Origin of the sequence: Labrenzia sp. CP4 (genome assembly GCF_001579905.1) — a bacterium.
In the GTDB taxonomy this organism is placed as follows: Bacteria; Pseudomonadota; Alphaproteobacteria; order Rhizobiales; family Stappiaceae; genus Roseibium; species Roseibium algicola.
The window spans coordinates 1913757-1926723 of sequence record NZ_CP011927.1; the positions used below are offsets into that span (position 1 = coordinate 1913757).

8 protein-coding genes are annotated in these 12967 nt (G+C 60.7%); 1 reads left to right on the plus strand and 7 read right to left on the minus strand.

Going from position 1 to position 12967, the window contains the following annotated elements; translation table 11 throughout:
- Positions 1–222: 222 nt before the first annotated feature.
- Positions 223–5106, plus strand: coding sequence for a choice-of-anchor D domain-containing protein (locus ACP90_RS08840; RefSeq protein WP_158514170.1), 4884 nt, complete (start codon positions 223–225; stop codon positions 5104–5106).
- Positions 5107–5162: 56 nt separating this feature from the next.
- Here the strand turns inward: ACP90_RS08840 and ACP90_RS08845 are convergent, their stop codons facing one another.
- The 7 genes from ACP90_RS08845 to ACP90_RS08875 all read right to left on the minus strand — a co-directional run bounded on the left by ACP90_RS08845 (position 5163) and on the right by ACP90_RS08875 (position 12938).
- The gene (locus ACP90_RS08845; protein ID WP_023000409.1) at positions 5163–5915 is read right to left on the minus strand and encodes an ATP-binding cassette domain-containing protein; all 753 of its coding nucleotides are present in this window, start codon (positions 5913–5915) and stop codon (positions 5163–5165) included.
- Positions 5912–7123, minus strand: coding sequence for an alanine racemase (locus tag ACP90_RS08850; RefSeq protein WP_062488022.1), 1212 nt, complete (start codon positions 7121–7123; stop codon positions 5912–5914). Before ACP90_RS08850 ends, ACP90_RS08845 begins: the two co-directional genes overlap by 4 nt.
- A gap of 14 nt (positions 7124–7137) precedes the next feature.
- Positions 7138–8091 carry an ABC transporter permease gene (locus ACP90_RS08855; protein WP_062488023.1) on the minus strand — a complete coding sequence of 318 codons (954 nt, stop codon included), beginning with the start codon at positions 8089–8091 and terminating at the stop codon, positions 7138–7140.
- A gap of 67 nt (positions 8092–8158) precedes the next feature.
- Positions 8159–9226 (minus strand): substrate-binding domain-containing protein, encoded by a 1068-nt coding sequence (locus ACP90_RS08860; RefSeq protein WP_062488024.1) that lies wholly within the window; start codon positions 9224–9226, stop codon positions 8159–8161.
- A 137-nt stretch (positions 9227–9363) separates the two neighbouring features.
- Entirely contained in the window at positions 9364–10419 is a 1056-nt protein-coding gene (locus ACP90_RS08865) for a substrate-binding domain-containing protein (protein ID WP_062488026.1), read from the minus strand.
- 24 nt (positions 10420–10443) lie between these two features.
- Positions 10444–11724 (minus strand): M20/M25/M40 family metallo-hydrolase, encoded by a 1281-nt coding sequence (locus ACP90_RS08870; RefSeq protein ID WP_062488027.1) that lies wholly within the window; start codon positions 11722–11724, stop codon positions 10444–10446.
- On the minus strand, positions 11724–12938 hold the full coding sequence (locus ACP90_RS08875) for an ROK family transcriptional regulator (protein WP_082809706.1): 1215 nt from the start codon (positions 12936–12938) through the stop codon (positions 11724–11726). Before ACP90_RS08875 ends, ACP90_RS08870 begins: the two co-directional genes overlap by 1 nt.
- Positions 12939–12967 lie beyond the last annotated feature (29 nt).

Genomic DNA, 12967 nt, shown 5'->3' on the forward strand with positions numbered 1-12967 from the left:
TAGTAGAATTTAAACCAAAGATTGTTTTGATAAAAATCACGTTATAGTTGTGTTTGACAGCTAACAAAAACCGGGCCTTCGAGCCTTGGCTCTTTCTTTTTGGGGTGCAGCGACCGTGGTTCGCTCTGTGGTGATTTGATGATTTGTGACGTATGGGGAGCCAGGCTCAGCAAAGCCGCGCGCGCAGGCGTCTTGTTGCGCTTTGTGCAGCTGGCGTTTCTGATGCTTTTTCTGGGAGCCGTGCCTGACGACGCGAACGCGGCCTACACAGACTGTCCAAGCAATTCCGACCCGTTTGATCCTCTCGTGCTGAACCTAACGCTGGATGAATGCACGCTGGAGAGTGGTATCGGTCCAACAACACTGAATGACGACTGGATATTGATCCAGGATCAGGGTTCTGGAAGCAGTCTCACCAATTTCGATATCAACAACGGTCCAAACGACCCGGGGAATATACTCTCGTATTCCGTTACCAATGGAACGGATATCATCAACGTAACGTCGCCTGGTATTCAGACGATCGATTGTACCACGACATGCACAATCACCGGATCCTACGGTGCTACAGGCATTAATTTCACCTATCTTGATGCCGGTTCCAGCGGCGAAGTTACTCCACCGACGACGCCTCCAACATTCACCCAGTCATTCGCCCCCAGTACGATCGTGGCAAACGGCACCTCAACCGTCACATTCACCATCAACAACTCTGCGAACGGTGTGGACGCGACATCTCTCGATTTCAGCGACAACTTGCCTTCGGGAGTGACCGTCGCCTCTCCGTCGAACGCTGCCACGACGTGTACCGGTGGCACACTTACGGCGACCAGCGGATCGGGTGTAATCAGTTACACTGGCGGAACCGCTGCGGCGGGTGCGACTTGTACCGTCAGTGCCGATGTGACGTCTGCAAGTGACGGAAGTTACGTCAACACCACAGGTGATCTGACATCATCGCTGGGAAATTCCGGGACGTCATCTGCCACGCTGACGGTTGCCTCTCCTGAGATCAACGTTCAGGGCAACGGGGTAAGCATTGCCAGTGGGGACACGACCCCTTCGGCGGCAGATGATACCGAATTCGGCAGCGTCTCTGTTTCGAGCGGTACAAATCCGAATACCTTCACAATCCAGAACACGGGTAATGGAACGCTCTCACTGACCAGTGTGACGTCCTCTGATAATGCACAATTCGCTGTGTCGGGGACAACGGCCGGTTCGATACCGTCTTTGGGATCTGTAACCTTCACGGTCACCTTCGATCCGTCCGCGACGGGCTTGCAAACGTCAACGATTACGATCGTTTCGAGCGACGCGGACGAGAGTCCCTATACATTTAGGGTTCAAGGAACAGGCATTGCACCCGAGATCGACGTCCAGGGAAACGGTGTCAGTATTGCCAACGGGGATACGTCTCCGAGTGCGGCGGATGATACCGACTTCGGGAGTGTTGCGGTTTCGAGCGGATCTGTGGCGAATACGTTCACCATCGAGAACACAGGAACCGACACGCTGACGCTTACAAGTGTAACGTCGTCGGACAACTCGCAGTTCGCCATTTCCGGTACGACAAGCGGTTCGATCGCATCTTTGGGGTCTTCGACCTTTACCGTCACTTTTGATCCCAACGCCGGTGGCAACCAGACTGCGACGATCACCATCGTTTCCGATGACATCGATGAAGGGACTTACACGTTCACGGTACAGGGGACTGGTATCGCACCAGAGATCAACGTTCAGGGAAACGGGACAAGTATCGTCAGTGGCGATACGACGCCGTCCGCAGCGGATGATACCGACTTCGGCAACGTTTCGGTTGCGAGCGGATCCAACGCAAATACGTTCACGATCCAGAACACCGGAACAGATGCACTGACGCTGACGAGCGTGACATCTTCCGACAACACGCAATTCGCATTATCCGGCACGACCAGCGGCTCGATCGCCGCCTTGGGGTCTGCAACGTTCACGGTCACTTTTGATCCCAATGCCTTGGGAACGCAGACGTCGACAATCACGATTGAATCTAACGATCCCGACGAAGGAACATACACCTTTACTGTTCAAGGCACGGGTGTGGCACCGGAGATCAACGTCCAGGGGAACGGCACTACTATCGCCAGTGGTGATACGACGCCGTCGGCTGCGGACGACACCGACTTCGGTAGTGTTTCAGTGTCCAGCGGAACCAATGCGAATGTCTTCACGATCCAGAACACGGGTACGGACACGCTGACGCTGACGAGCGTGACATCCTCGGACAATACGCAATTTGCGGTGTCCGGCACGACGAGCGGTTCGATCGCCGCCATGGGGTCGGTGACCTTCACGGTCACTTTTGATCCCAATGCGCTTGGAACCCAAACGTCGACGATCACGATTGACTCCAACGATGCCGACGAGGGAACCTACACATTCAGGGTACAGGGCACGGGAACGTCCACGCCGAGTTTCACGCAGTCCTTTGCTCCAGCGACCATTCTGTCAGGTGGAACCTCGACGGTTTCCTTCGTCATCAACAACTCCGCCAACGCGGTCGCCGCGACCTCGCTGGATTTCACCGACAATCTCCCCGCAGGATTGACGGTTGCCTCGCCTGCAAACGCCTCAACGACCTGTACCGGGGGAACGATAACGGCGACGACAGGTTCTGGTGTGATTTCCTACACGGGAGGCACCGTTGCGCCCGGGGGCAGCTGTTCCTTGAGCGCGGACGTTACCGGCTCCACAGATGGTTCCTTCGCGAACACAACTGGAGATCTGACCTCCAGCCTTGGAAACTCCGGAACGTCTTCAAGCACTCTGACGGTTGCTACTCCTGAAATCGACGTGCAGCGTCCCGCAGGAAACTCTATTGCGGATAACGGAACGGATGCTCAGGGAACAGTAAACGTGGGAGACCAGCAAACACTGGTCTACACGATCGAAAACACGGGTACCGCGACGCTCACCCTGACCGGAACGCCAACCAGTGCCTCGGCAGGCAATGTTTCGGTCGATTCAATCTCCGCGCCGGGGCTCACAACGCTCGCGGGTGGTGCATCGACCACCTTCACTGTTCTCTACACGCCTACTGCAATTGGCAATTTTTCGTTCGAACTCGATATTCTCAGCGATGACGCCGACGAACCCACGTATGACATCCTGGTGAGCGGTACTGCGATTGGCAGTCCGGAAATCGAGGTTTCATCGTCGACAGGCAATGCTGTATCGGACGGGGGGACAGACACCGTTCCCGGAATTGTCATGCCGGGAACAACATCGACCATCACTTACACGATCACGAACACCGGGTCGGCCGTGCTCAACCTCACAACTCCAACGGTTGGTGCGAATGTTACCGGCACAAGCAACGTCACAGTCAACAGCTTCACATTGAGTTCCAACACCGTAAGCAGCGGTGGTGGAACGGCGACGCTGGCTGTGGCCTATACGCCAACAGCGCCTGGAGCGTTTGGGTTCGACTTCAACTTCGCCAATGACGATGCGGACGAAAACCCCTTCAACGTATCGGTGAGCGGGACGGCAAGCGGGGCGGCGGCGGCGCTGTCGGTCGTGTCGGGATCCGGGCAAAGTTCCGAAGTCGGAACCCGGTTCGAGGCAGTTCTCGTCGCGAGAGCGACAGATGTCAACAACAACGCTGCTGCAGGTGTCAGTGTAACATTCACTGCACCGGCCGGTGGCGCGTCACTGACATTTGCGAGCACGGGAACCAACACGGAAACGGTGACCACGGCTGCGGACGGAACGGCGACCAGTTCCGTCATGACCGCAAACGCGGTTGCCTCGTCCTATAACGGCGGTGGTGCTCTCACGCCATATTCGGTGACGGCGAGTGCCACGGGGCTGAGCAGCGTCAGCTTCTCTCTCACCAATGACCGGGATGCATCGGCCGATATCCAGAAAACGAAGGAAGTGATTGCCTCCTTCGTGACAAGCCGGGCCAATGCGATCGTGTCCGGACAGCCTGATATCGTCTCGCGCCTGACCAGCGGCCCCTTTGGGCGGCAGCGTGGCCGCAACGGGTTCAATTTCGACGTTACGCCCACCTCGCAGTCCGGAAACTTCCAGTTCTCCCTGCGCGCCTTTGCCAATTCTCTTCAACAAGGTGGTGGCACTGGAAACAATGCGGCAATGGCAGGAGCCGGGAGCGGCGTTCGCGCGGCGAATGCCGAGCCGGAACGGTACGCGGTCTTTGACAATTTCACCTCCTCCGGCACGATGAGTTACACGGCCGTTGGTCCGCAGGTGATGCAGGATGATACCCTCGCGATCCTGAGCGGCACCAACGGAGATGCATCTTCAGGCGGCGAGGGCAGTGCCGAGTGGCAGTCGGGATGGGACTTCTGGGCCCAGGGAACGTATGCAATTACCGACAACAACAGCAGCAACAGCAAGACCGGGCTGTTTTTTGCCGGGGTCGACTATCGCTACAAGGACCGGGCCGTCCTGGGCTTGTTGGGGCAGCTCGACCTGACCGAGGAAAGAAACGGTGCCGCCGATACCTCCGCCGACGGCGTCGGCTGGATGGCTGGCCCTTATGCTGTTCTCCGGGTTCATCAGAATTTCTACCTGGATGGTCTGGCGACGTATGGCCAGTCCTACAACACCGTGAACGCGCTTGGACTTTTCGAAGATGATTTCAGAACCCAGCGGTTTCTGTTGCAGGGCGGTTTGACTGGCGACTTCAAGCTCAGTGAAACGACCAGGGTCAGTCCATTTGCCCGCATCACCTATTACTACGAAGAACAGGAAAGCTACACGGACACATTGGGGCGGCTGATCCCGTCGCAGGATTTCGATCTGGGGCGGCTCGAGTTCGGACCAAAGGTCTCCTGGGACCTGCAGTTGAACGAGCTGCTGTTCTCGCCGTTCCTGTCGCTCTCCGGGATCTACGACTTCAACAAGTTGCAGGACGATACCCCGACGGATGCGACGCTTGCCTCTTCCGATGAAGATCTGCGGGCACGTGTGGAAGCTGGCGCGGGTCTGCTGGTGCCTGGCCGTAACATCCAGATTTCCGGGGAGGGCTTTTACGACGGGATCGGGACGTCCGACTTCCGCTCGTATGGTGCAACGCTTAACGTCACCATTCCGTTCTGATGAGAACAGACCAGCCTCCGGCAGTTGCCGGAGGCTGGTCTGTTCTGGTTGAAGGTTCAGGCTGCCTGGCCGGAAACGCCGGTGATCATGGAGACGATTTCGTTCTTGTCTGTCTCGCTGGTCTTGCGAACGCCGATCTGCTGACCACGGCGCAGGACGCAGATGCGGTCGGAGAGGCGGAAGACCTGATCCAGACTGTGGCTGATGATCAGGATGGCGAGGTTCTTTTCCTTCAGCGATGCGACCAGCTGTTCGACCTTGGCCGTTTCCGCGACGCCGAGGGCGGCCGTCGGTTCGTCCAGCAGAACCAGCTTGCTGGCCCAGTGGGTGGCTCGCGCGATGGCAATGCCCTGCCGCTGGCCGCCACTGAGGTCTCGAATGACAGAGCCGGCGGAGGGGATGCGGACATCGAGTTCGTCGACCAGCTCCTGGCATTCCCGGCGCATGCGCTTCTTGTCGAGCAGCCCGAAGGGCGGCTTGGTCAGTTCGCGGCCGAGGAACATGTTCATGTAGACCGGCTGCTGGTCGGCAAGGGCGAGGTCCTGGTAGACGACCTCGATGCCGAGACTGCGGGCCGAGCTGGCGTCTGAGAAAGATGCCGGCGTGCCGTCCAGCAGGATGTCACCCGAGGTTGGCTTATGGACGCCGGAGATGATCTTGACCAGAGTCGACTTGCCGGCGCCGTTGTCGCCGACAAGAGCAACGATCTCTCCCGCGTGAAGGTCGAGTGAGAAGTTCTCGATGGCGACCACGCCACCGAACGCCTTGTGGATGTTCTTCAGGGACAGAACGGGATTGTCGGCGGTCATTGCTGGAACGCTCCCGGCCAGGAGACGGCATCTCCGAAGCCATTTTCGATTGTGGTGACGGCAGGCGTGCCTGTGCTGACGCCGGAAATGCCGACGACAAGCGCCCGTGTGACGAAGGCCTGACCGCGGAAGCCGAAGACCACCGTGTCACCGGCGCGCACGGGTTTGGGCGAGGTGGCGTCGATCATCGCGTAATAGTCGATGGCGGAATAGTCGGGTATTTCGACCTCAAGCAGATCAGACTGGCGGGAAGTCGGCTCCGAGGAGACGAGGGCCTTGACCGGGTACTTCGGGAAGACCGGATCGATGTACAGGCCACCACCGAAGCAGTAGGCCTTGCCACCGTGGTGGTGAGAGACTTCCGAGAGATAGAGCACGGCAGGATCTTCCGGCAGGTCTTCCACAGCATGAAGAGGTGTCGTGCCGTGGAGACCGTTGCCCGGTTCGCACTGGGTGGCACCGGCTTCGGCAAGGGCGCCGAGCACTGCGGAGGACGTGGTGCCAGGAGCGTTGATCTCGATACGGCCGCGACCTGCAGCTGCCAGTGCTTCGGCGGCGCGGGCGAGGGTCGACAGGTTCGGCGTCGGCTTGACCTTGCGCGTTTCCAGATCGAAAAGCAGCGCGGGGAAGGTCGTGATGCCGGCAAAGGCTCCACCTTCCAGGGCATCGAGTTCGGCTGCTACGGAGACGATGTCTTCCGCGTCGAAGCCGCCTTCGTGACCGCGATAGAACGTGTCGCCTTCGGTCTGGATCCGGGCGAGCAGGTTCTGTGTCCTGCCGGCGGCCTCGGCGGCAGCGGCAGCTTCCTGTGCTTTCTCGGACGAGAAGACCGTCCAGTAATCCGGTTGCAGTTTCGCAGCGGCAAAAGCTGCTTCCTGCCTCGGAACCTGGACCAGGTGGCCGAGATGCCCGGTCTTGAGGCCGGCACGGTCGCAGGCGAGAGCGCAGGCCATGTCGACAGCAACGGATCTTTCGATGCCGCCGCGCATGACCGCCTGGCAGAAACCGGAATGGCGTCCGACCTGTTTGGTCATGGCGAAGGTTTTCAGGCCGTGCTTGTCGGCCTCGCCCTTGAAAAGGCGAGCGTTTCGTTCGACCGCGTCCAGATCGAGAACATAGGCATTGGCAGGGATCTTGCCGGCCTGATGCAGCGCCATGGCCGCTTCGATGAAGGCCGGATTGCGGCGCATGAGAACGTCGAGAAACATCGTGGTCCTCCAGGTTACCGGCTGGTGTCGCGCAGGGAGACGGCGACAGCGACGAGAATGATGAGACCGCGGACGATCATCTGGTCGGAGACATCGAGCCCCATCAGGATCAGTCCGTTGTTGAGCATGCCCATGAGCAGAGAGCCGAGCAGGGCGCCAATGACGGAGCCCTTGCCGCCGTTGAGGGCGGTGCCCCCGACGATGACGGCTGCGATCACCGTCATCAGGTCGCTTTCGCCGAGCGTGTATTTGGCAGCCTGAAGGCGGCCGGCGTAGAGCAGGCCGGCAAGCCCGGCCATGGCGCCGCACAGCGTCAGCACGCTGAGGCGGATGCGCGGAACCTTGATGCCGGAAACCTGGGCGGCCCGGGGATTGTCGCCCGTTGCCACCACATGGGCGCCAAAGCGGGTGTTGCGATAGACGATGTGGCCGATGACGACGGCTGCGATGGTCCAGATGACCAGCGAGGGGAGGGAGAACAGGCTGCCGGAGCCGAAGATGCCTGCGAAGGTGTCGTTGAGGACCGGGATCGAGCGCAGGTCCGTCATGGAGCGGGCGATACCGGCGAAGAGGCCCATGGTGGCCAGCGTCACCAGGAAGGACGGCAGGCGCAGATAGGCGACAAGGACGCCGTTCATGGCGCCGATCAAGGCACCGGCGCCGATGCCGGCGATGATGCCGACGACCATCGGATAGCTTTGCAGGGCAAGCGCTGCGGCGAGAGCCGAGACAGCAACGACTGAGCCGAAGCTGAGGTCGATTTCCCCGGCGGACAGCGCGAAGACCAGACCGATGGCCATGATCGTTGCCGGTGCGGTCTGCAGAACGATGTTGGTCAGGTTGCGGGGCGACAGGAAGCCGACGTCGTGAAGGGTGAGAGCAAAGAAAAGAAAGATTCCGAGAAACCCGAAATAGATCACGCCTTGCTTGTAATCGAGTTGTCTTAGTCTCGAAACCGCCTGGGTCATGGATTGCCTCAAGTTCGAAGAGGTAGGTGACGGCAGGCCGCAAGGCGCGGCCTGCACGGAAAGGGATTTACTTGGCTGCTTCGGCAACGCTTTCGGGCGGATCCATCTTCATGGACTTGTTCCAGCCTTCGGTGACATTATCCGTGCCAACCGTGATGGCGTCGACCACCAGAAACGGATCGACGGACTTGCCGAGAAGGCTGGCCGCAGCGGACCGGGCGGCGTAGACGCCGATGCTGTAGGCTTCGTCCGCGATGATCGCCGCGGTGTTGCCACCCTTCAGCATGTCGAGGGCAACCGGCTCGTTGAGGTCGATGGTGACCACCCTGGTGGCGTCGTTGCCCTGCTGGCGCAGAACCGAGAGGACACCAAGGGCTGGTTCTGCCCACGGCGTATAGATGCCGCCGAGATCCGGGTTCCGTGACAACATCGCCCGGGCGATGTCTTCGGCGTTTGCGGGATCGGTCATGCCGGACTCGATGGCGATTTCCATGTTCGGAAACTCGTTTTCGATGGTCCATTTGAACGCCTGGTCACGCTGGTTGGTGACCGGGAAATCCGCATCGTGGAACATGTAGCCGACCGTACCCGTCTCGCCCATGGACGCAGCGAGTGCCCGGGCGGCCTTTTCGCCGATCTGCACCAGGTCGGCGGAGACGACGGTGACATAGTCCTTGCCATGGGTGAAGCCGTCGACGGCGTTGTCGACGAAGACAAGCTTCACGCCGGCATCGCGGGCAATGCCATAGACGGTCTGTGCTGTAGTCGGGTCGATTGGCAGGGATACGATGATCGACGGCTGGTTGGCCATGATCGTCTCGACGTCGGACTTCTGGCGGGCAGAGTCAAAGCCGGCGTCGGTCTCGGCAACGACCTTGATGCCGAGCCGTTCGAACTCGTCCTTGGCGCCGCGCGCGACCGCGTTGGACCAGTCGTAGAGCTCGTGCCAGGCAAAGGCGGCCGTGTAGTTGCCTTCGGCCACTTTCGCGACTTCGGCATCGGTCAGTTCGAGCGTTGCGACCGGGGTCGGGGCTTCGCCCTTCGGGCCAACCGTTTGCGGGCGGTCAGCAGCCGAGGCCAAGGCGGTCATGCCGACCAGCAGTGTCGACGCCAGGAGTGTCTGTAACTTGAACATGCGACTTCTCCGTAAGGTTCGGTATTAACCGTCGGAAAGACGGTGTTGCTTCTCGGAGGTCCGTGCGGGTTTTTAGAATTGTTGTGAGGACCTGTTGGCCGGCAGGCTGTGATGGGGCAGCCTGCCGGGATGCCGGGTCAATTCGCGGAGGTAACGCTTGCCGGCGGGGCGATGTTGAGGGACTTCTTCCAGCCCTCGGCAACGTTGTCTGCAGTCACGGTGATGGCCGGTGCCGCGATGAAGGGCGGAACGTCCTTGTCGACGAGGCGCAGGGCTGCGGCAGCTGCCATGGCGCGGCCGAGTTCATAGGCTTCGTCCGCAACAATGGCTGCGACGTTGCCGCCGCGGACCATGTCGAGAGCTACCGGCTCGGACAGATCGAGCGTGACGATCTTGGTGTCCTTGTTGCCGTTGGCACGCAGGGCTGCGAGCACACCTTCGGCCGGGCCGGCCCAGGTCACATAGATGCCGCCGAGATCCGGGTTCTTGAGCAGCATGGCGTTGGCGATTTCCTCGGCGCGAGCCGGGTCGCTGATGCCTTGTTCCGCAACGATCTTGATGTCCGGATAGTCGTTTTCGATGGTTGACTTGAAGGCGTTGTCACGCTGGTTGGTCACGTAATAGTCGGCGTCGTGGAAAATCCAGCCGACAGTGCCCTTGCCGCCCATGGCGCCGGCGAGCGCGTCGGCAGCCTGTTTGCCCATCTGGTAGAGATCGTCGGTCACGATGGCCGCATAATCGCGCGGGTGCTCATAATCGGCGGGCAGGTTGGACAGGAACACCAGGGAAACACCGGCATCGCGGGCTTCCTTGAAGGCGGCGGCGGATGTGACCGGGTCGAGCGGTAGCGACAGGATGATGTTGGGTTCCTTGGCCATGGCTGTTTCAACGTCGCTGCGCTGCTTGGCGGCGTCAAAGCCGGCGCTGGTGGTTGCGACAACCTCAATGCCCAGGCGCTTGAACTCGTCCGTTGCACCGGCTGAGACCGCGTTCACGAAATCGGACTGGTCGTGCCAGAGCAGGGCGGCCTTGTATTTTGCGTCCTTGATGGCGGCGACGGCATCGTCGGGAACCGTCACTTCGGCGGAAAGCGTTGCCGCTTCGCCCTTGGGACCGACTGTCTGGGCCATGGCGGAGACGGACATCAGCCCGAGAAGGGCGGATGTCGCCAGATGTTTGACTAGCAGTTTCATTTCTAACCCTCTGTTATGTTTGGTTCAGTCTGCTTCTTCTTCCAGGCCGCAATAGTCGGCCACGAACAGCGCGAAAGCCCTGACGGCTGCCAGATAGCTTTCCACCTCGATGCGCTCTTCGAATGTGTGTGCGACGCTGATGTCCCCAGGTGCGCAGTAGACCGCGGGACAACCGATCTCGTTGACAAGAAAGGGAGATTCCGACCAGTAAGGCGCACCGCCGATGGCGCCGCCGGAAAGGTTCTGGCCATTCGTGGCAACCTCGACGCAGCGGGACAGCTGCAGGGCGGCGGGGGTTTCGCGGGAAATCTCGACAGGTGAGCCGCCGAAGCGGTGATCACGGCCGGCGGGGTACGCAATCCCGATGCCGATGCCGTCCGCGACCGGCGCCGAACGGACGACCGCTTCAAAGGCGGCGACCGCTTCATCCAGGTTCTCGCCGGGGCGGAGCTTGCGGATCAGGGAGAGCTTGCACTCGCCCGGAACGGCAATATAGCCGCCGCCATTGATATGCGTGACGAGGATGGAGGAAGCGCCGACCAGATCGTGCTTCGGTCCTGCTGCCAGTTCCGCCTCATGTTGCCAGAGGTTGCCCAGAATTGCGTGGGTTGCCTTCAGGGCATCTACGCCGAGCTCCGGCGTGCCGAAATAGGCGGATTTGCCGGTTATGGTGATGTCGGCAATGAAGAAACCGATCTGGGCCGTATAGACATCCAGCCTGGTCGGTTCGACATAGACCGCGAAATCCGGCTTTGCGATGGTGCCGTCCTCGACCCTTTTGACGAGATCGTGAGCGCCGGCGCTGACGCCGGTGCCCGGTTCGCCGCTTTCCTCATCGCCGATGAAAGCGAAGGAGAGGCCGCCGGCGGGACGGTAGCCTGCCTTCCGCAAGAGCCTGAGGCCGCCAAGTGCGGCGCAGATGCCGCCCTTGAGATCGCAGGCGCCGCGGCCCCAGATCTCACCGTCTATCAAGGCGCCGCCGAAGGGACTTTCCTGCGGCTTGCCCTGCCAGGCTTCCTGCCAGCCGCGCACATGCACGGTGTCGGTGTGGCCGACGAAGAGGAGGCGGGGGGCATCGTCACCGGTGACCGGCTGGTGCTGACCCCAGACGTTGAGGCGGCCGGGCAGGAATTCGCCGGAGCCGGTTTCAAGACCGAGCGTTTCCATTTGCGATTTCAGGAAGGTGGCAAAGCCGGTTTCGTTGCCGGTGACGCTGTCAATCGACAGGGCGCCGCGAAGCAGGTCGATGTCGGCGTCCCGGTCCTGCGTGGCCAGCAGCTTTTCATGCAGGTTTGAGGAAACCATCAGGCCGCTCCCTTCTTGAAGGTTTCGATGGACGGCGGCGGAACGGCGATTTCAACGCCCTTGAGGCCTTCGGTGAAAAGCGACAGGTGCAGGCGGGAGAGGGCGACGGAGGCACCGCCGGCAAGGGCTGCGTGATTGCCGAGGGTCGACTTCTCGATGAGCACCGGGCGGGGGAAGCATCTGGAAATGAATTTGCGGACATTGCCGAAGAGCTCGTCCCGCGTGCCAATGGAGCCGCCGATGACGATGCAGGACGGGTCCATGACCGCTGCCAGCGCCGCCATGACGCGGGCGACCTGGCGTGCGATTTCTTCCAGTGTTTCAGTGGCGGCAGTGTCGCCGGTGTTGGCTGCGTCGAAAATGTCCGGCACATCGAGCGTCCGGCCGGTCTTGCTTTGATAGAGATCGGTGATGGCGTGGGTGGCGGCGACGCGTTCCAGCGCGCCGACTTCCAGGCTTTCCGGCTCGAACGGATCGGCACCGAAAGGCAGGTAGCCGATTTCGCCGGCGGCGCCGTTCATGCCCCGGTGGAGCTGGCCGCCGATGACGATGCCCGCACCGATACCGGTTCCGATGGAGACGTAGATCAGGTCGTCCTTGTCGCCGCGTTTGGTGAGCCAGTGTTCTCCCAGGGCAGCAAGGTTGACGTCGTTTTCGATAAAGACCTCGATGCCGAGGATCTCGCGCCAAAGACCAGGGGCGTCGATGTCGCCGATGCCGGGGATGTTCGGGGCCATGCGGATGTGGCCGGTAGCCGGGTCTGGAGCGCCTGGTACGCCAATGACGGCGACACGAGGCAGCTTGAGCGAGGGGCTGGCTTCGGTCGCTGCCCGGCGGATGAGGTCCGCGACCTGATTGACGACGGCAATGCCGCCCTGCCTGTCGGTCGGCTCCACCAGCTCCGAGACGACGGCCCCGGTCAGGTTGCAGATGGCAACACGGATCTTGGTGCCGCCGAGATCGACGCTGGCAACGGATGCCGCATCCGGCACGATTTCATAAACCACGGCACGGCGGCCGATATGGCCTTCGGTCTGTCCAACCGTGCGCACCCAGCCTTCTTCTTCCAGATTGCCGACGATTTCCGAAACCGTCTGTTTCGACAGGCCGGTGATCTTGGAGACGCTCGCCCGGGAGATCGGGCTGTAGCTGGCAATCGCCTGGACGATGGCACTCAAGGACATGCGTCTGGAGATGTTCGAGGGGTCTGCCAAGGCTACGCTCCATTAGTTCGTTCTGTCAC

Bases quoted from the DNA above. Each gene is read 5' to 3' on its own strand.
- ACP90_RS08840 (WP_158514170.1), top strand. From the start codon at position 223: ATGCTTTTTCTGGGAGCCGTGCCTGACGACGCGAACGCGGCCTACACA.
- ACP90_RS08845 (WP_023000409.1), bottom strand. From the start codon at position 5,915: ATGACCGCCGACAATCCCGTTCTGTCCCTGAAGAACATCCACAAGGCG.
- ACP90_RS08850 (WP_062488022.1), bottom strand. From the start codon at position 7,123: ATGTTTCTCGACGTTCTCATGCGCCGCAATCCGGCCTTCATCGAAGCG.
- ACP90_RS08855 (WP_062488023.1), bottom strand. From the start codon at position 8,091: ATGACCCAGGCGGTTTCGAGACTAAGACAACTCGATTACAAGCAAGGC.
- ACP90_RS08860 (WP_062488024.1), bottom strand. From the start codon at position 9,226: ATGTTCAAGTTACAGACACTCCTGGCGTCGACACTGCTGGTCGGCATG.
- ACP90_RS08865 (WP_062488026.1), bottom strand. From the start codon at position 10,419: ATGAAACTGCTAGTCAAACATCTGGCGACATCCGCCCTTCTCGGGCTG.
- ACP90_RS08870 (WP_062488027.1), bottom strand. From the start codon at position 11,724: ATGGTTTCCTCAAACCTGCATGAAAAGCTGCTGGCCACGCAGGACCGG.